The sequence below is a fragment of the Streptomyces sp. KL116D genome, assembly GCF_030766975.1.
Taxonomy (GTDB): domain Bacteria; phylum Actinomycetota; class Actinomycetes; order Streptomycetales; family Streptomycetaceae; genus Streptomyces; species Streptomyces longispororuber_A.
On the sequence record NZ_JASERH010000087.1, the window covers coordinates 99348 to 116569 of the forward strand.

General features: G+C 69.6%; 16 protein-coding genes, 1 pseudogene and 1 riboswitch. Of the genes and pseudogenes, 3 read left to right on the forward strand and 14 right to left on the reverse strand.

Translation table 11 applies throughout. From position 1 onward, the window contains the following. Nucleotides 1-2 precede the first annotated feature (2 nt). From RBJ77_RS35485 to RBJ77_RS35505, 5 genes are all read right to left on the reverse strand, one after another. A complete protein-coding gene (locus tag RBJ77_RS35485; protein ID WP_372348751.1) occupies nucleotides 3-1208 on the reverse strand; it encodes a hypothetical protein in 1206 nt (401 codons plus the stop codon). Between the two features lie 35 nt (nucleotides 1209-1243). Further along, the gene (locus RBJ77_RS35490; protein ID WP_372348752.1) at nucleotides 1244-2278 is read right to left on the reverse strand and encodes an NlpC/P60 family protein; all 1035 of its coding nucleotides are present in this window, start codon (nucleotides 2276-2278) and stop codon (nucleotides 1244-1246) included. 214 nt (nucleotides 2279-2492) lie between these two features. Beyond that, nucleotides 2493-3518, reverse strand: a complete 1026-nt coding sequence (locus tag RBJ77_RS35495) for an NlpC/P60 family protein (protein WP_372348753.1) — start codon at nucleotides 3516-3518, stop codon at nucleotides 2493-2495. 295 nt (nucleotides 3519-3813) lie between these two features. Continuing rightward, nucleotides 3814-5175, reverse strand: a complete 1362-nt coding sequence (locus RBJ77_RS35500) for an NYN domain-containing protein (RefSeq protein WP_372348754.1) — start codon at nucleotides 5173-5175, stop codon at nucleotides 3814-3816. A gap of 32 nt (nucleotides 5176-5207) precedes the next feature. After that, on the reverse strand, nucleotides 5208-5447 hold the full coding sequence (locus tag RBJ77_RS35505; protein ID WP_338695757.1) for a hypothetical protein: 240 nt from the start codon (nucleotides 5445-5447) through the stop codon (nucleotides 5208-5210). Between the two features lie 134 nt (nucleotides 5448-5581). On the opposite strand from RBJ77_RS35505, the gene RBJ77_RS35510 reads away from it, so the two are divergent. Beyond that, a complete protein-coding gene (locus RBJ77_RS35510) occupies nucleotides 5582-6325 on the forward strand; it encodes a rhomboid family intramembrane serine protease (RefSeq protein ID WP_372348755.1) in 744 nt (247 codons plus the stop codon). Next, nucleotides 6322-6603, forward strand: coding sequence for an Lrp/AsnC family transcriptional regulator (locus tag RBJ77_RS35515; protein WP_372348756.1), 282 nt, complete (start codon nucleotides 6322-6324; stop codon nucleotides 6601-6603). The genes RBJ77_RS35510 and RBJ77_RS35515 overlap by 4 nt, the downstream gene beginning before the upstream one ends. Before the next feature lie 25 nt (nucleotides 6604-6628). Here RBJ77_RS35515 and RBJ77_RS35520 read toward each other — a convergent pair whose 3' ends face one another. From RBJ77_RS35520 to RBJ77_RS35545, 6 genes are all read right to left on the reverse strand, one after another. After that, a complete protein-coding gene (locus RBJ77_RS35520; RefSeq protein ID WP_372348757.1) occupies nucleotides 6629-8038 on the reverse strand; it encodes an aminotransferase class V-fold PLP-dependent enzyme in 1410 nt (469 codons plus the stop codon). Nucleotides 8039-8257: 219 nt separating this feature from the next. Next, nucleotides 8258-8375, reverse strand: a riboswitch (SAM riboswitch). A 105-nt stretch (nucleotides 8376-8480) separates the two neighbouring features. Further along, a complete protein-coding gene (trpD, locus tag RBJ77_RS35525; protein ID WP_372348758.1) occupies nucleotides 8481-9545 on the reverse strand; it encodes an anthranilate phosphoribosyltransferase in 1065 nt (354 codons plus the stop codon). Nucleotides 9546-9692: 147 nt separating this feature from the next. After that, nucleotides 9693-11330, reverse strand: a complete 1638-nt coding sequence (locus RBJ77_RS35530; protein WP_372348759.1) for a cytochrome bc complex cytochrome b subunit — start codon at nucleotides 11328-11330, stop codon at nucleotides 9693-9695. Further along, on the reverse strand, nucleotides 11327-12388 hold the full coding sequence (locus tag RBJ77_RS35535; protein ID WP_372348760.1) for a Rieske 2Fe-2S domain-containing protein: 1062 nt from the start codon (nucleotides 12386-12388) through the stop codon (nucleotides 11327-11329). The genes RBJ77_RS35530 and RBJ77_RS35535 overlap by 4 nt, the downstream gene beginning before the upstream one ends. Then, complete coding sequence (locus tag RBJ77_RS35540) at nucleotides 12385-13194, reverse strand: c-type cytochrome (RefSeq protein WP_372348761.1); 810 nt, start codon at nucleotides 13192-13194, stop codon at nucleotides 12385-12387. The genes RBJ77_RS35535 and RBJ77_RS35540 overlap by 4 nt, the downstream gene beginning before the upstream one ends. Nucleotides 13195-13275: 81 nt before the next feature. Continuing rightward, entirely contained in the window at nucleotides 13276-13896 is a 621-nt protein-coding gene (locus RBJ77_RS35545) for a heme-copper oxidase subunit III (protein WP_372348762.1), read from the reverse strand. Between the two features lie 183 nt (nucleotides 13897-14079). Between RBJ77_RS35545 and RBJ77_RS35550 the strand changes: the two genes are divergently transcribed. After that, complete coding sequence (locus RBJ77_RS35550; protein ID WP_372348763.1) at nucleotides 14080-14481, forward strand: hypothetical protein; 402 nt, start codon at nucleotides 14080-14082, stop codon at nucleotides 14479-14481. A gap of 71 nt (nucleotides 14482-14552) precedes the next feature. On the opposite strand, the gene RBJ77_RS35555 is transcribed toward RBJ77_RS35550, so the two are convergent. The 3 genes and pseudogenes from RBJ77_RS35555 to RBJ77_RS35565 all read right to left on the reverse strand — a co-directional run. Further along, on the reverse strand, nucleotides 14553-15803 hold the full coding sequence (locus RBJ77_RS35555; protein WP_372348764.1) for an Ig-like domain-containing protein: 1251 nt from the start codon (nucleotides 15801-15803) through the stop codon (nucleotides 14553-14555). Between the two features lie 150 nt (nucleotides 15804-15953). Continuing rightward, nucleotides 15954-16352: a cytochrome c oxidase subunit 4 gene (locus RBJ77_RS35560; protein ID WP_372348765.1), complete on the reverse strand. Its 399-nt coding sequence runs from the start codon at nucleotides 16350-16352 to the stop codon at nucleotides 15954-15956. 388 nt (nucleotides 16353-16740) lie between these two features. Next, nucleotides 16741-17049 (reverse strand): annotated as a pseudogene (locus RBJ77_RS35565) (cbb3-type cytochrome c oxidase subunit I); the annotation flags it as partial. Nucleotides 17050-17222 lie beyond the last annotated feature (173 nt).

Consider the following 17222-nt stretch of genomic DNA (forward strand, 5'->3'; position numbering starts at 1 on the left):
CGTCAGCCCAGCTCGGAGCGCACGTACTCCCGCCAGCGCGCCACGAAGTCCTTCTCCTCGACGCCGAGCACGCTCGCCAGCGCCCCCTCCACGGCGCCGGCCCGCTGCCGGTGCCCGCCGACCGCCCGGTAGAAGGCCTTGAGCTTCTCCTCGCCCCACCGGTCCGCGATCATCCGGCAGGCCATCCAGCCGGACTCGTAGGCGCGGGCGAGCTCGGCCGCGTCACCGCTGAACCCGAAGGCGGCGTCGTCCGGGAGTTCGGCGGGCGCGCCGCCGTCCCGCACGGCCCGCTGGAGTTCGGGCGCCGCCTGCCCCGCCGTGCGCCCGGTGCCGCGGTAGCCCACCCAGTCCGCGTACCCCTCCGACAGCCACAGCGGCGTCGCCGCCGAGGTCACGGCGCGGGTGGCCACGTGCGTGGTCTCGTGGGTGAGGACGACCTGCTTGCCGAAGGTGCCGAGCACGCCGTACGCCTCGGGGTTGAGGATCACCCGGTCCGCCGGGGCCGTGCGCGAGCCGCCCGCCTCACCCGTCGTGACGGCCGCGATCCCCTGATAGCCGGAGGCGGGCGCCCCCAGCAACTCCCCCATGCCGTCCAGCGACTCGGGCACGAGCACGACGACGCCGCGGGCCCAGTCCGAGCCCCAGGCGTCCACGACGGCGGGCACCGCGTCGTCGGCGATCCGCGCGTACGACCGCAGCACGGACCGCTGCTGCCCCACCCCGAGCACCAGGCTGTGGTCTCCCTGCACGGCGGTCACCCTGCCCTGCTCCCACAGCTGCCGCCCCGACTTCTTCACCGGCTCGTCCTCGACGACGCGCCAGCGGCCGTCCTTGCGTTCGAGCGTCAGCCTGCGGGCGGCGACGACGGGCGCCCCGTCGTACCCGTCGACGCGATAGCGCAGTTCGGCCTCCGCCCCGATCCGGGAGCCACTGCCGTCAAGGCGCGTGAGCGCGTACGCCCACGACTTCAGCGGGACCTCGGCCAGGTCGGAGAGCAGATACGGGTCGGCGCCGCCGGTCGCCCGGTACGCGCCGGCGTCGCCGTCCAGGACCGCGTCCGCCCGCCGGTCGAGCACCCGCTGCACGGCGGCCGTGCGGGAGTCGACCGGCGTCTCGGCGCCGCGCTCGCACCCGGAAAGCCCGACGAGCAGGGCGACCGGCACCACGAAGGAGCCCGCCCTGCTCATCGCACGCCGTCGACCAGCCATCTTTCCGATCGTACGGCGTATCCCCGCGGGGAGCCTCAGACCCGGGTCACGGATGAGACGGGCATCATGCCGACCGGGTCGTAGCGCACCGGCGCGCCCGGGTACGGCGCGTGGATCACCTGGCCGTTGCCCGCGTAGATGCCGATGTGGTGGGCGTCCGAGCCGTACGCGACGAGATCGCCCGGCTGCGCCTGCGACAGGGAGACCTGGCGGCCCGCGTACCGCTGGGCCTGCGAGGTGCGCGGCAGACCGACCCCGGCCTGCCCGTACGACCACTGCATCAGGCCCGAACAGTCGAACCCGGACGGCCCGTTGGCGCCCCAGACGTACGGCTTGCCGAGCGCCGACTGGGCGGCGGCGAGGGCCGCGGCGGCGCGGTCCGACGAGGCGGCGCCCGCCCCGGACAGATCAGGGCGGTCCCCGCCGCGCGAGGCCCGGTCGTAGGCCGCGCGATCGGCGCTGGGCAGCGAGTTGAGCAGCCTGCGTGCCTTGGCGAGCTTCGCCTCGACGCTGCGCTTGTGCCGGGCGACGGCCTTGCGGCTCGCGTCCAGCTCGGTGAGCTTGCGCTGCGCCTCGGCCCGCTCCTGCGCCAGTTCCCGCTGCGCGTCCTGCAGTTCGCTGAGCTCGCCGGCCTGCCGGGCGCTGAGCCGGTTGAGGGTGCTGGCCCGGTCCAGGTAGGCGTCCGGGTCGGAGGAGAGCATCAGGGCGAGCGAGGGATCGACGCCGCCCGAGCGGTACTGGGCGCCGGCCACCATGCCGAGCGCCTGCCGCATCCTGTTGATGCGCTCCTGCCCCCGGGCCACTTCGTCCTGCGACGTCGCCAGCTCCTCGCGGAGCCGGTCGGCGCGCTCGTCGGCCTTGTTGAACGCCTCGGTGGCCTTCTCCGCCTGCTCGTACAGGCGGTCCACCTCGGCCTTGGTGTCGGCCGGCCTGTCCTGCGGGGCTGCGCCCGCGGGCACGGCACCGAGTGCGGCCGCCGTTCCCGCTACGGCCACGGTCAGGACGATTGCGCGCGTGCTCCGGTCGGATCCTGCTGACCCGGAGTGCGCGGTACGGCGATGGGACCCCACGGGTGGCCGCTCTCCCTTCCGCTGACGTGCCCCGGTGATCCGGGGAATGCGCGCCGACAGTAGCCGCGCGACTACCGCACGGCCAACGACCGTTCGGGGCACACAAAACCGCGCGCCCCGCCTATGACGCAGGTCACGGGCGGGGCGCGGGGTCAGCGACGGGGTCCGGAATTCGCCCGAACGGGCGCGTTTCCGGATGCCGTTGGTAAGAGGATCAGATGCGGACGCCGAACTGGAACGATCCGATGGTGCTCATCGACTCGTAGCGGACGACGGCGCCGGGGTGCGGGGCGTGCAGCACCTGGCCGTTCCCGGCGTACAGGCCCACGTGCGCGAGGCTGTTGAAGAAGACGAGGTCGCCCGGCTTGAGCTGGCTCATGCCGATCTTCGGGCCGTCGTTCTGCTGCGTGTAGGTGGTGCGGGTGATCCCGACACCGGCCTGGTTGTAGGCCCACTGCGTCAGACCGGAGCAGTCGTAGGAGTTGGGGCCCGTGCCGCCGGAGACGTAGGGCTTGCCGAGCTGGGTGGCGGCGGCGCTCAGGGCGGCGGCGCCGCGCTTGGAGGCGGGCACCTCGTTGCCGAGGTCGACGCGGCCGGCGGAGTCGCGGCTGGCGCGCTCCTCGGCGGCGGCCATCTTGGCGCGCTCCTGGGCGGTCAGCGTGTTGAGCAGCTTCTGCGCCTCGCCCAGCTTCTTCTGGACTTCCTTCTTCTTCTTGCCCAGTTGGGTGCGGGTGTCCGCGAGGTCCTGGAGCTTCTCGGACGCCTCGGCGCGCTCCTGGGCCAGCGTGCGCTGCTTCGCCTGGACCTTCTTGAGCGACTCCAGCTGCTGGGCGCTCAGCGAGTCGAGGGTGGACGCCTTGTCGAGATAGCTGTCCGGGTCGGCGGAGAGGAAGAGCTGGACGGAGGGGTCGATGCCACCGGAGCGGTACTGCTGGCTGGCGAGCGAACCGAGGCCGGTGCGGAGCGTGTTGAGCTCCTCCTGCTCCCGGGCGACCTTGTCCTGGAGCTCGCCGATCTCCTTCTCGAGCTTCTTCTGCTTCTCCTTGGCCCCGTTGTAGAGGTCGGTGGCCTTGCCCGCCTCTTCGTAGAGCTTGTCGACCTTGGCCTTGACCTCGCTCTTGTCGGGCTTGGGCGCGGCGTTGGCCGCCTGCGAGGTGAGTGCCACGGCAGCGGCGGCGGTCGCGGTGAGCACGGTCACACGGGTGCGGCTCGGCTGCTTGGGTCGACGGTGGGACGCCACGAAGGCGAGCTCCTTCTTCCTCCAGCCGCCCACAGAACACCCGGTGGGCGGTGCCCTCCACCGTCACTCACCTCATGTGAGTGATCACCCGAGCGGAGGTTCGAAGCCCGACCCTAGTGACCTTCTTGTGATCAGTTCAAATCCTGACGAGAAAAATCTCGGTCACCCACCGCATTCTTTGCACTCAACTCACATGCAGTGATGTCGCTTTGACGCTACGTTGCGTGAAGGTTTCGCCAATTCGGGCAACTGGAGCGGAGGTTACGCTTCCGGACGCAATCGGACGGAAACGGGCTCAGCCCCGCGAAAGCCGCTTCAGCAGCATGACGGACGCGACCGGTCGCGCACCCGCCTTCGCGACGCCGTCGGCGACCTCCCGGTCCGTCGAGACGACGATCACGGGCCGGCCCGGCGGTTCGGCGCGGACCAGCTGGCGAATCAATTCATCAGCGGTGACACCGGCCTTCGAGAACAGCACCCGCACGCCGCGCGGCGGCGCGAGGAGCACCGGAGCGGCGAGCTCGGCCCCGTCGAAGACGCAGGTCACCTCGGCCCCGGTCTGCGCGGCGAGCTGGGACAGCGAGCCGAGCAGCCGCAGCCGCTGCTTCTCCAGCGGCATCGTCGGATACCCGGTCTTCGTCACGTTGTACCCGTCGACCACGAGATGGGCCTGCGGCAGGGCGAGCAACTGGTCGAGGATCGCGGGATCGTGCTCGTGCAGCGCGCGCGTCGCGATGTCCTTCGGGGTCATCTTCCCCGGCTCGACCGCGTCCACGGAGTCGGCGGGCCGCGCCGACACGGGCGGCAGCGCCAGCTCCCTGCGCAGCCCCTGGGCCGCCTCCAGGACCGTGTCGAGCAGCAGCCGCACCCTCATGTCCTCGACGCTGCGCCCCTCGCGGGCCGCCCGGCGCGACGCCTCCAGGGCCGCCTCGGTCTCCCCGAGCCGCGCCTTGAGCCGCCGCGACTCGCTCTCGGCGGCCGACACCTGCGCCTGCCCCTCGGCCCGGACGGCCTCGGTCTCGGCCTGCGCCTTGCGGGCGGCGGCCTCGCCGCGCTTCACGTCGCTGAGCGCCGCCCGCAGCTTGCGCTGCGCCGCGTCGGCCTCCCGCTTGGCCGCGTCGAGCTCGGCGCGCAACCGTTCCGTCTCGGCCTTGCCGTGCGCATGGGCCTGCTCCAGCTGCTCGCGCAGCCGGTCCAGTTCGGCACGGGTCTCCTCGTCGGCGCGCTCGGCGTCCGCCCGCTGGGCCTCCTCGCCCGCGGCGGCGACCAGCTTCACCCAGCCGGTGGGCCGCAGCACGTACGCGGCGGCGGCCACGTCGAGGGGGTCGGCGGCGGGCGGCGGCGCACCGGCGTCGAGGGCGCCCGCCAGCTCGGGCTGGGCGTCCCTGAACCGCTCCCCGATCCGCTGCCGGAACAGGGTGTCGCTCTCCAGGGCGGCCGCCATGGCGTTACCCGCGAACTTCACCCGTCGCGTCGGGGTGAACCGGGCGTACTGCCTCAATTGGGGCGGAACTTCGCCTACCGTCAGACCGCCGAAACCGTCCGAGACGATCTGCACGACCCGCCGCCGTACGCCTTCGGGCAACGGCCGGTCGAGCACCTCGGCGGCGGCGGCCTGCTCGGCGTTCCCGGCCTCCCCGCCCGTGCTCTCCACCATCCGTCACCCCAAGTCGCTGTGGGGCCGCTCCGTCAGGAGTCGGCGCCCGGCCTGTCCACCAGTTCCACCTGATCCACGGCGTTGCACCAGCGGCAGCGGACCGACTCGATGGTCTCACTCACCACGTTGCGTTCCTCGACGTTCGGCTCTCCGGCCAGGTCGAGGTGCACGTACTCGACGACCTTCGAGGAGCGGGTCACGTCGAACCGCGTCAGGTTGCCGCAGAGCGTGCAGCGCCAGCGGGTGGTGGCGGTCGGCAGGGGAACCGTCATCGGACTGCGCCTTCTTTCGTGCACGGTCCCGCGGGACGTGCGCTTTCCGTGGTGCGTGGTGCTTGCTGTATTGGCTGTCACCCTACGGCCTGCCGTACGCCGCCCGCTCCCCGCCTTGCGTCATGCTCTCTCCCATGATCGGCAATGGGCGCGACGCGATCGGCAAGGTGACCGCTTTCCTCAGGGGGCATCCCGCTCCGGTCACGTACGGAATCATCGCCGTGTGCTGCGCGGTCTTCGTGATCTCCCCGGCCTCCGGCCTCAACCCCGCCTACGGCACCGGTGACGGCCTGCTCGCCGCGCAGAGCGCCTACTTCGAGCGCTGGGGCGTGATCCCCACCGAACTCTTCACCGGATCGCCCCGGGCCGCCCTCACCCCGCTCACGGCCCTGTTCGTGCACGGCAGCTGGCTGCACCTGCTGGGCAACATGCTCTTCCTCTACGTCTTCGGGGCGATGGTCGAAGAGCGCATGGGTCACGTCCAGTACGCGCTCTTCTACCTGACCAGCGGATATCTCGCGCTGCTCGGGTACGCGGCCGCGCACGCCGACTCCGACCAGACCCTGGTCGGCGCCTCCGGGGCGATCTCGGCCGTCCTCGGCGCGTTCCTGTACCTCTTCCCCGAAGCGCGCGTGACGAGCCTGTTCCCGTTCCTCTTCTTCCTGCCGCTGCGCTTTCCGGCGTGGGTGGTGCTGCCGTTCTGGGTGGCGCTGCAGTGGGCGGCGGCGGGCCAGGCGAGCCAGGGGCCGGGGGTGGCGTACCTGGCGCACCTGGTGGGCTTCTCCGTCGGGTTCCTCTACGCGTGGGTGAGATATAGAGGCCGGGCTAGAGTGAAGGCGACCCACACCACGGCCACCGAGGGAGACAGCCAGCCGTGATCACCGCGATCGTGCTCATCAAGACCAGCGTGGACCGGATCCCCGAGATCGCCGAGTCGATCGCGGCTCTGGACAACGTGAGCGAGGTCTTCTCCGTCACCGGCACCTACGACCTGATCGCCATGGTCCGGGTCGCGAGCCACGACGATCTGGCGGACGTCATCCCCGGCCGGATCAGCAAGATCCCCGGCGTCGAGGGCACGGACACGCACGTCGCGTTCCGGACGTACTCGCAGCACGACCTGGAGGCGGCGTTCGCGATCGGCCTCGACTCCTAGGACCCGGCTCCCGGGACCCAGAGCCTCAGACGGTCGTGGTGTCGGGCACGCAGCGGCCGTCCTGCGTGCGGTAGTTCCACTGCGCGCCGTCGCGCACGAGCTCCGTCACGGCGGCCACGAATCGCTCGACGTGCTCGTCGGGCGTGCCGGCGCCGAAGCTGACCCGGATGGCGTTGAGCGACTTCTCGCCGGGCGCGGCCTCCGGCGCCCCGCACTCGCCCTGCGTCTGCGGGTCGGAGCCGAGCAGGGTCCGCACCAGCGGGTGGGCGCAGAACAGTCCGTCGCGAACCCCGATCCCGTACTCGGCGGAGAGCGCGGCGGCGAAGTGCGAGGAGTTCCAGCCCTCCACCACGAACGAGATGACGCCGACGCGCGGCGCGTCGTCGCCGAACAGCGAGAGCACCTTCACCTCGGGCACCGCGGCGAGCCCGTCCCGCACCTTCCTGATCAGGAACTGCTCCCGCTCGACCAGGCTGTCGAAGCCGGCCTCGGTGAGCGCCTTGCAGGCCGAGGCGATCGAGTACACCCCGATGACGTTCGGCGAACCGGCCTCGTGCCGGGCGGCGGTGGTGTGCCACTCGACGTCCACGCCCCCGTCCGTGCGCCGGGCCACCTTGCGCGAGGCGCCGCCGCCGGCCAGGTACGGCTCGGCCTCGCTCAGCCAGTCGGAGCGGCCCGCGAGCACGCCCGAGCCGAACGGCGCGTACAGCTTGTGGCCGGAGAAGGCGACCCAGTCCACGTCCAACTCCTGTACGGAGACCGGGTGGTGGGGCGCGAGCTGGGCGGCGTCGAGGACGATGCGGGCGCCGTGCGCGTGCGCCGCGGCCGCGAGTTCGCGCACCGGCCAGAGCTCACCGGTCACGTTCGAGGCACCGGTGACGCAGACGAGGGCCGGAGCCCCATGTCCCGACGGGGTGTCGCGGTCGGCGAGGGCCCGCTCCAGGGTGGCGACCGCCTCGTCCGGGGTGCGCGGCGCGTTCAGGTAGGTCACCCGGGCGTCCCGCCACGGCAGCAGCGAGGCGTGGTGCTCGGTCTCGAAGACGAACACCTCGCAGTCGGCGGGGAGCGTGGCGGCGAGCAGGTTGAGCGAGTCGGTGGTGGACCGGGTGAAGACGACCTGGTCGCCGTCCCGGCAGTCGAGGAACTCGGCGACGGCGACGCGGGAGTTCTCGAACAGGTCGGTGGACAGCTGCGAGAGGTACCCGGCGCCGCGGTGCACGCTGCCGTAGTACGGCGCGTAGGCGGCGACGTCGTCCCAGACGCGCTGCAGGGCCGGCGCGCTGGCCGCGTAGTCGAGGGCTGCGTACGTCACTTCGCCACCGGTGACGAGCGGCACGGTGACGTCCCGGCCGAGCACCGGCAGCGGGGCGCCGCAGGACGGGTCGGCGGAGTCGGCGGAAGCGGCGGCGACGGCGGTGGAGGCGTGAGCGGACATGGCGGTATCTCCCGGCAGGTCAAGGCGAATCGGCTGTGAAGGCCCGCACGGCAGCACTCAACCGGCTGACGGCGTACGGGTGTTGACCTCGACGCGCGGGAACGACGGAAAGCACCGCACGGAGGGTGGTGGTGGAGATGGGGCCGAAGGCCCTAGCGCATTCGCTTGCTCACGAGACAGCTCCCTCGAACGACCCAGGACCCCTGGAAGTTCGCGAGGGGTCCGCGCTTGCCATGCGCCTTGCTGCGCACGGCCTGGTCTTCACCCAGGGCACCCCGCCACGGACGGAGGGTTGCCGGACAGCGGGCTGGGGCCTCGATCGCTGTCACTCATGACCTTGGACAGCATCCTGCCACACGTCCGGCATACGGCAAGGGCGCAGTCCAACTCCTGAGACGGATCCCACGTCGGACTGCGCCCTTGCGGCACACCTGCACGGCATTCAGCGGTTGCTGGCGACCACCCAGCGCTCCAGCGTCGCCTTCGCCGCCCCGGAGTCGATCGACTCGGCGGCCCGGTCCATGCCGGCCCTGATCTGCTCGACGAGCGTCCCGGTGCCCGGCCGGACGGCGACGAGCGCGGCGGCCGAGTTCAGCAGCACGGCGTCGCGCACGGGACCGCGCTCGCCGTCGAGGAGCCGGCGGGCCACCTCGGCGTTGAACGACGGGTCGCCGCCGCGCAGCGCGTCGATCGGCACCGTCTCGATGCCCACGTCGCGCGGGTCGAAGGTCTCCTCGTGCACGACCCCGTCGCGGACGACCCAGACCCGGGAGGTGCCGGTGACGGTCAGTTCGTCGAGTCCGTCGTCGCCGCGGAACACCAGGGAGGAGTTGCCGCGCTCGGCGAAGACGCCGGCCACGATGGGCGCCATCCGCGGGTCGGCGACACCGACGGCCTGCGCCTTGACCCGGGCCGGGTTGGTGAGCGGGCCCAGGAGGTTGAAGACGGTGCGGATGCCGATCTGGCCGCGCGCCGCGCCCGCGTACCGCAGCGCCGGGTGGAACTTCACGGCGAAGCAGAAGGTGATGCCCGCCTCCTCGGCCACCTCGGGCACCCGCCGCGGCGGCAGATCGAGGTTGACGCCCAGCTTCTCCAGCACGTCCGAGGAACCGGACGCCGAGGAGGCGGCCCGGTTGCCGTGCTTGACGACCTTGGCGCCGGCGCCCGCGATGACGATGGCGGACATGGTCGAGATGTTGACGGTCTTCGCGCCGTCCCCGCCGGTCCCCACGATGTCGACGGTCTCGCCGGGCACGTCGATCACGTTGGCGTGCTCGTACATGGCGCGGACCAGACCGGAGATCTCCTCCACGGTCTCGCCCTTGGCCCGCAGCGCCACCACGAAGGCCGCGATCTGCGCGTCGGTCGCCTCGCCCCGCATGATCCGGTCCATCGCCCACGCCGTGTCGTCGGCGCTCTGGTCCCGGCCCTCCAGCAGGCCGTTCAGGACGGAGGGCCAGGAACGGCCCGCCGCGGTGTTGCCTCCTGCGGGGGTCAAAGCGCTCATGGCCGCTCCTGAGTCGTGTACGACGAGACGTCGGGAAGAGAAGGATCGGGAGAATCCCCGCCCCCACCTTATCGAGGTGCGGGGACGGCAAAGAGCCCCCGTCCAGGCACTGGACGAGGGCTCCTGCCGTGGCGAACAGGTCGGAGATCAGTGGTGGCCGTGGCCGCTGGTGATCTCCTTGTACTCCTCGGCGGTGGGCTTGGGGATCTGGTTGTGCTCCCCGTAGTAGCCCTTCGAGAGCTTGGCGCGCAGCTTCTGCGTGCGCGACACCTTGCGCTCCACGCCGTTCTCGTCGACCGCGGGGCCGACCTCGAGCGGCTCGTACTGCTCGTGCGCCGTGAGCGTGTGCAGGGCCTCCTGGTCCAGCGGCTCGTGCACCTCGATGAACTCACCGTGCGGCAGGCGCTTGATGATGCCGGACTCGCGTCCGTGCAGCACCTTGTCCTTGTCGCGGCGCTGGAGGCCGAGGCAGATCCGCTTGGTGGCGATGAACACCAGGACCGGCACGACGAAGAAGCCGATGCGGACGAACCAGGTGATCGCGTTGATCGACAGGTGGAAGTGCGTGGCCCAGAGGTCGTTTCCACCACCCACGAGGAGCACGAAGTACCAGGAGATCCACGCGGCACCGAAGGCCGTGCGCGTCGGGGCGTTGCGCGGGCGGTCCAGGATGTGGTGCTCGCGCTTGTCGCCGGTGACCCAGGACTCGATGAACGGGTAGACCGCGATCGCGACCAGGACCAGCGGGAAGATGATCAGCGGGACGAACACACCCAGGACGAGGGTGTGGCCCCAGATGTTGATCTCCCAGCCCGGCATCGTACGGATCAGGCCCTCGGAGAAGCCCATGTACCAGTCGGGCTGCGCACCGGTGGACACCTGGTCGATGCGGTACGGGCCGATGGCCCAGATCGGGTTGATCGAGGCGATCGCCGCGATGATCGCGATGACACCGAAGACCAGGAAGAAGAAGCCTCCGGCCTTGGCCATGTAGACCGGCAGCAGCGGCATGCCGACGACGTTCTTCTCGGTCTTGCCGGCACCCGCGAACTGCGTGTGCTTGTGGTAGAAGACCAGGATCAGGTGCGCCGCCATCAGGCCGAGCATGATGCCCGGCAGCAGCAGGATGTGCACCGAGTAGAACCGCGCGACGAAGTCGCCGCCCGGGAACTCTCCGCCGAACAGGAAGAACGAGAGGTACGTGCCGACGACCGGCACGGACAGGACCGCGCCCTCCATGAAGCGGACACCGGTGCCGGAGAGCAGGTCGTCCGGGAGCGAGTAACCGGTGAAGCCGGTGAACATGCCCAGGACGAACAGCAGGAATCCGAAGACCCAGTTGACCTCACGCGGCTTGCGGAACGCACCCGTGAAGAACACGCGCATCATGTGCACGAACATGCCGGCGAGGAAGATCAGCGCCGCCCAGTGGTGGATCTGCCGGATCAGCAGACCACCGCGCACATCGAAGGAGATGTGCATGGTCGAGTTGAACGCCTCCGACATCAGCTGCCCCTGGAGCGGGACGTAGCTGCCGTCGTAGGTCACCTCGTTCATCGACGGGTGGAAGAACAGCGTCAGGTACACACCCGTGAGGATGATGATGATGAAGCTGTACATGCAGATCTCGCCGAGCATGAAGGACCAGTGGTCCGGAAAGATCTTGCGCATGTTGGCCTTGGCCAGGGAGTAGATCCCCAGACGGCCGTCGGCCCAGTCGGCAACCCGCTCGCCGGCCGGTGCCTTTTCGCGCGCAGGCGCGTCGTTGGTGGTCGTAGTACTCATCCGCGCTCCCAGAAGGCAGGACCGACGGGCTCTGCGAAGTCGCCCTGCGCCACGAGGAAGCCCTCGTCATCGACGGCGATGTGCAGCTGCGGCAGCGCGTGCCCGGCGGGACCGAAGATCACTCGCGCACCGTCGGAGAGGTCGAAGGTGGACTGGTGACAGGGGCAGAGCACGTGGTGCGTCTGCTGCTCGTACAGGGAGATCGGGCAACCGACGTGGGTGCAGATCTTCGAGTACGCGACGACGCCCTCGTGGGACCACTCGAGCTCTTGCTTGTCCTTGATGTTGTCCGGCTGGATACGGACCAGCATCAGGGCGGCCTTGCCCATGACCTGCTGGAAGTCCTCGTCGTGCTCCTCCACGCCCTCGGGCTTGGCGAAGGTGAGCGAACCGACCGTGATGTCCGACGCACGGAGCGGCTCGTTCGTGTTCATGTTGACGAGCTTCTTGCCCTCCTTCCACGCCGTGTGGCGCAGCTTCGTCCCGGGCAGCGGCCCGAGGTCACGAAGAAGGACGACGCCGGAGAGCGGCACCAGGGCCAGCGCTCCGAACAGGGTGTTGCGGATCAGCTTGCGGCGCCCGAACTGGGACTCGCGCGCACCGTCCTTGAAGTCCTGCAGGACCTTGGCCTTGACCTCGGGCTCGGCCTCGATCGGGTGGCGCTCCTGCGCGACCTCGACGTCGGACATCAGGGTGCGGGCCCAGTGGACCGCGCCCGCGCCGATGCAGAACAGCGCCACGCCCAGCGTCGTGCCCAGCGCGAAGTTCAGCGCGTTGATGTGGCCGATCGGGAAGACGTAGATGCTCTTGTCGACGTCGATGGCGACGTACGAGGCGATGAAGGCGACGGTGGCCAGCATCGACAGCACGAACAGGAAGGCGACCGCACGCTCGGACCGCCGTGCGGCCCGCTCGTCGATGTCCTGGATCCGGTGCTCGTGCGGCGGCAGGCCCGGGTCGGCGAAGGGTTCGTCCTTCACCGCGACCGCACCGTGCGCAGCTTCTTCGGTGGCCCGCTCAGCAGGCACGTTCTCTTCTGGAATGTCTTGGCTACTCATGACTTCTTGGCCTTTGCGGTCCGAGCGGCGACCCAGATGGCGACGGCGACCAGGGCGCCGAGACCGAAGATCCAGGCGAACAGACCCTCACTGACCGGGCCGAGCCCGCCCAGCTTGAGACCACCAGGGCTCTCCGTCTGGTCACCGTTGACCGCGTCGAGGTACGCGATGATGTCCCTCTTGTTCTGGCTGGTCATCGTCGTGTCCGGGAAGGACGGCATGTTCTGCGGGCCGGTCTGCATGGCCTCGTAGATGTGCTTGGGCGAGACGCCCTCGAGGCTCGGCGCGAACTTGCCGTGCGTCAGCGCGCCACCTTCACCGGTGAAGTTGTGGCACTGCGCGCAGTTGGTGCGGAACAGCTCGCCACCCTTGGCGATGTCCGCGCCTTCCGGGCTGTAGTCCTTCTCGGTCGGCACGACCGGGCCGGCACCCAGAGAGGCGATGTACGCCGCGAGCTGGTCGATCTCGGCCTGCGAGTAGATGACCTTCTTGCGGGGGACCTGCGCGCCCGGCTGCTGCGCGGGCATCCGGCCGGTGCCGACCTGGAAGTCGACGGCGGCGGAGCCGACGCCCACGAGGCTCGGCCCGTCGGTGGTGCCCTGACCGCCGGTTCCGTGGCAGCTGGCGCAGCCGACGGAGTAGAGCTTCTTGCCCTCGTCGATGGCGAGGGACTGGGCGGTTTCATCGGCCTGCGCCTTGCTCGCGGGCGCGAACGCGGCGTACAGCCCCCCGGTGGCCGCCAGCGCGAGGAGTAGGACGACGACCGCCGCCAGCGGATGGCGTCGTCGTGCGGAGAGCTTTTTCACGGATTACCCCGGTGTCAGGATCTTCTGCGTCGGTGCTGCGGGAATGTGTCGGGTACTACGCCCGATGCTGTGATCTTTGAACTACTTGATCAGGTAGATCGTGGCGAAGAGGCCGATCCAGACGACGTCGACGAAGTGCCAGTAGTAGGACACGACGATGGCGGCGGTCGCCTGCTCGTGGGTGAACCTCCGGGCCGCATACGTCCTGCCGAGGACGAACAGGAAGGCGATGAGGCCACCTGTCACGTGCATGCCGTGGAAGCCGGTGGTCAGGTAGAAGACCGAGCCGTACGGGTCGGAGGAGAGCGAGAGCCCGTCCTTCTTGACCAGCTCGGTGTACTCGTACACCTGACCGCCGATGAAGATCGCACCCATGATGAAGGTGACGATGAACCACATCCGGAGCTTCTTCACGTCACCGCGCTCGGCGGCGAACACGCCGAGCTGACAGGTGAGTGAGGAGAGCACCAGGATCGTGGTGTTCGTCGCCGAGAACGGAAGGTTCAGGCTCGAGGCCATTTCCTTCCAGTGCTCCGGTCCCGTCACCGATCGCAGGGTGAAGTACATCGCGAAGAGGGCCGCGAAGAACATCAGCTCGGAACTCAGCCAGATGATGGTTCCGACGCTGGTGAGGTTCGGTCGATTGACCGACGGGTGCGCGTGCCCGGTTTCTACTGTCGTTGCTGTCGCCACGACCGACATTATGTCGGTCGCTTATCTCGCCCTCACTCCGGGGGGTGCCGTTCGGAGTGTCTGGGGGGTGTGTCCAGCCCATATGGCCCATCGGAGGCCTGTACGAACCGGTGTTGACGGGGTGTCGGGAGGAGTAGGCTCCGCGCCAACGGACGCCCCACGCCCCCAGACTTACGACGCCTCGGAGGAACGATGCAGTCGACCGCGACGGTTCTGGTCTACAGCGACGACGCCAACACGCGCGAGCAGGTGCGCCTGGCGACCGGCCGCAGGCCCGCATCCGACGTCCCTGAGGTCCAGTTCATCGAGTGCGCCACGCTCCCGGCCGTCCTGAAGGAGCTGGACCGGGGCGGGATCGACGTCTGCGTCCTGGACGGCGAGGCCGTCCCCGCCGGTGGCATGGGCGTCTGCCGGCAGATCAAGGACGAGATCTTCCGCTGCCCGCCGGTGCTGCTCCTGATCGGCCGCCCGCAGGACGCCTGGCTGGCCACCTGGAGCCGTGCGGAGGCCGCTGTGACGCTTCCGGTCGACCCGGTCGAGTTCGCCGACGCCCTGGCGTCCCTGCTGCGCTCACGGCTCGCCGTCGGCGCCTGACGGCCTGACGAAACGGCCGACTCCCGTACGCCGTCGGCGTACGGGAGTCGGAAGTCTCACACCCGGCGGGCTCAGACCTCGGGGCTGAGCCGGGCCTGGCTGACCGGGTCGGGCTTGCCGGTGTTCGAGAGGGCGCTGCCCTCCTGCCACTTCTTCCAGCTGACGTTCCAGTCGCCGAACCCGTTCCCGAACGGGTCCATGTCGTCGCCGTAGCTGTTGACGACCTTGACGATGTCGCCCTTGTGGAAGGTGTCGAAGAACCACTCGGCGTTTCCGGTGCTCATGCCCGTGCAGCCGTGGCTGACGTTCTCGTAGCCCTGGGAGCCGGTGGACCACGGGGCGGCGTGCACGTATTCACCACTCCAGGTGACCCGCGTCGCGTAGTAGACGGGCAGGTTGTACGAGTCCGACGACCCCTCGGCGATGCCGATGCTGGTGCCGCGCATCCGTACGTAGTACTCCTGGCCCAGGACCACCTTGACGCCGTTGCGGGTCTCGAAGCCGGGCTTGCCGGTGGTGATCGGGATGGAGTTGATCTCCTCCCCGTTGCGGTAGACCGTCATGTAGTGCGAGCCGGCGTCGGTGATCGCCTCCAGGCGGTCCCCCGTGGTGATGGTCAGCGCCTTGGACTTCCCGCCCCAGAGGCGGTCGGTGACCTTGATGCCCTCCAGGTTGCTGCGCGCCGTGATGGTGGCGTGCGCGGGCCAGTACTCCTTGGGCCGGAAGTGGAGCTCCTTGCTGTCCACCCAGTGCCAGGCGCCCTGCACGGCGGGCTGGGAGTCCACCTTGAGGGCGCGCTCGACGACGGCGCGGGCCTTCGGGTCCTTCACCGGCTTGTTGAGCTCGGCCGTGATGGGCTGGCCGACGCCGTACTTGCCGCCCTCGGGCCCGAAGGTGACCTTGAGGGCCTTCTCCTTGCTGGGGTTGCCCGTGTCGAAGGAGAGGACCTTGCGGCCGGGGGCCCCGTCCTCGTCCTCGGTGCTGACGTGGACCGTGTAGTGGGCGTCTGCGGCCAGCGGGGCGGTGCTGTGCCACCTCTTGCCGTCGGCGGCGAGTTCGCCCGCCACGTAGCGCCCCATGGCGTCCGTGGCGGTCACGTCGGTGATGCGGGACTCGTCGCCCTGGGCGGTGACTTCCAGGGGCTTGTCCGGATCGGCCTTCTTGGCGCCCACGGGGCCGCTGAAGGTGATCTGGCTCGCCGCGTCGTACGGCTTGGCGGAGAGCGGGTGGCCGGAGCTGCCGCAGGCCGTGACGCCCGCACCGAGTGCGGCCACCAGCAGCGTGCAGCCAAGAACCGTTCGGATGCGCGGTGAGTGGTTCATGAACCCACCGTATGGAGGTTCGTCACGTCCAGCGCGGCGAGTGAGCCGCACGGGGCATGGCCGCGACACGCCGAAGGGCCCGGACCCTCCCTCAAGAGTGTCCGGGCCCTTCGCGCACGGGAGTTCAGAACCGGTCAGAACCGGTCAGAACTACTGGTTCTGGTTCTCACCGCGGTAGTACTCGAAGACCCAGCCCCACAGGCCGAACAGGATGATGGGGGCCGAGAAGTACAGCAGCCACCAGCCGAAGACGACGCCCATGAAGGTGAGCGCGCCACCGACGGCCAGGGAGAGCGGCTGCCAGGAGTGCGGGCTGAAGAAGCCCACCTCGCCGGCGTCGTCCGCGACGTCGGCCTCCTTGTTGTCCTGCGCACCGGTGTCGACCCGCCGGGCCGTGAAGGCCAGGTAGTAGCCGATCATGATGCACAGGCCGAACGCCAGGAAGAGTGCCGTCGTACCGGCCGGCTCCTTCGACCACACGCCGTAGACACCGGCCATGATCAGGACGAAGAGGCTCAGCCAGATGAACATCTTGCCTTGGACCTTCACTTGCCGGCCTCCTTGCCGCCAGCGAGGGCCTTGTCACCGTGGCCGGAGTTCTCCAGCTGGTCCAAAGCCGCGATCTCAGGGTGATGCAGGTCGAACGCCGGCGATTCGGAGCGAATGCGCGGCAGGGTGAGGAAGTTGTGCCGCGGCGGCGGGCAGGAGGTCGCCCACTCGAGCGAACGGCCGTAGCCCCACGGGTCGTCGACCTCGATCTTCTTGCCGTACTTGGCGGTCTTCCAGACGTTGTAGAAGAACGGCAGGATCGACAGACCGAGCAGGAACGAGGAGATGCGTCGAGATCGCTGTTCAGCGCGGTGAAGCCGTCGGCCGCGAGGTAGTCCGCGTAACGACGCGGCATGCCCTCGACGCCCAGCCAGCGCTGCACCAGGAACGTGCCGTGGAAGCCGGTGAACAGCGTCCAGAACGTGATCTTGCCGAGTGCGCTTCGTCGAGCAGCTTGCCGGTGAGCTTCGGCCACCAGAAGTGGAAGCCGCGCGAACGTCGCGAAGGCGACGGTGCCGAACACCACGTAGTGGAAGTGCGCCACCACGAAGTACGAGTCCGTGACGTGGAAGTCCAGCGGCGCCGCCAGGATGACGCCGGTCAGGCCGCCGAACGTGAAGGTGATCGAGGTAGCCGACCGCCCAGAGCATCGGTGTCTCGAAGGACAGCGAGCCCTTCCAGCATCGTGCCGGTCCAGTTGAAGAACTTCACGCGGTCGGCACGGCGATCAGGAACGTCATGAAGGAGAAGCACGGCAGGAGCACGCCACGCGGTCGCGTACATGTGGTGCGCCCACACGGCCACGAGACAGTCGCGATCGCGATCGTCGCGCCGACGAGCGCCGGAGTAGCCCGAGCATCGGCTTGCGCG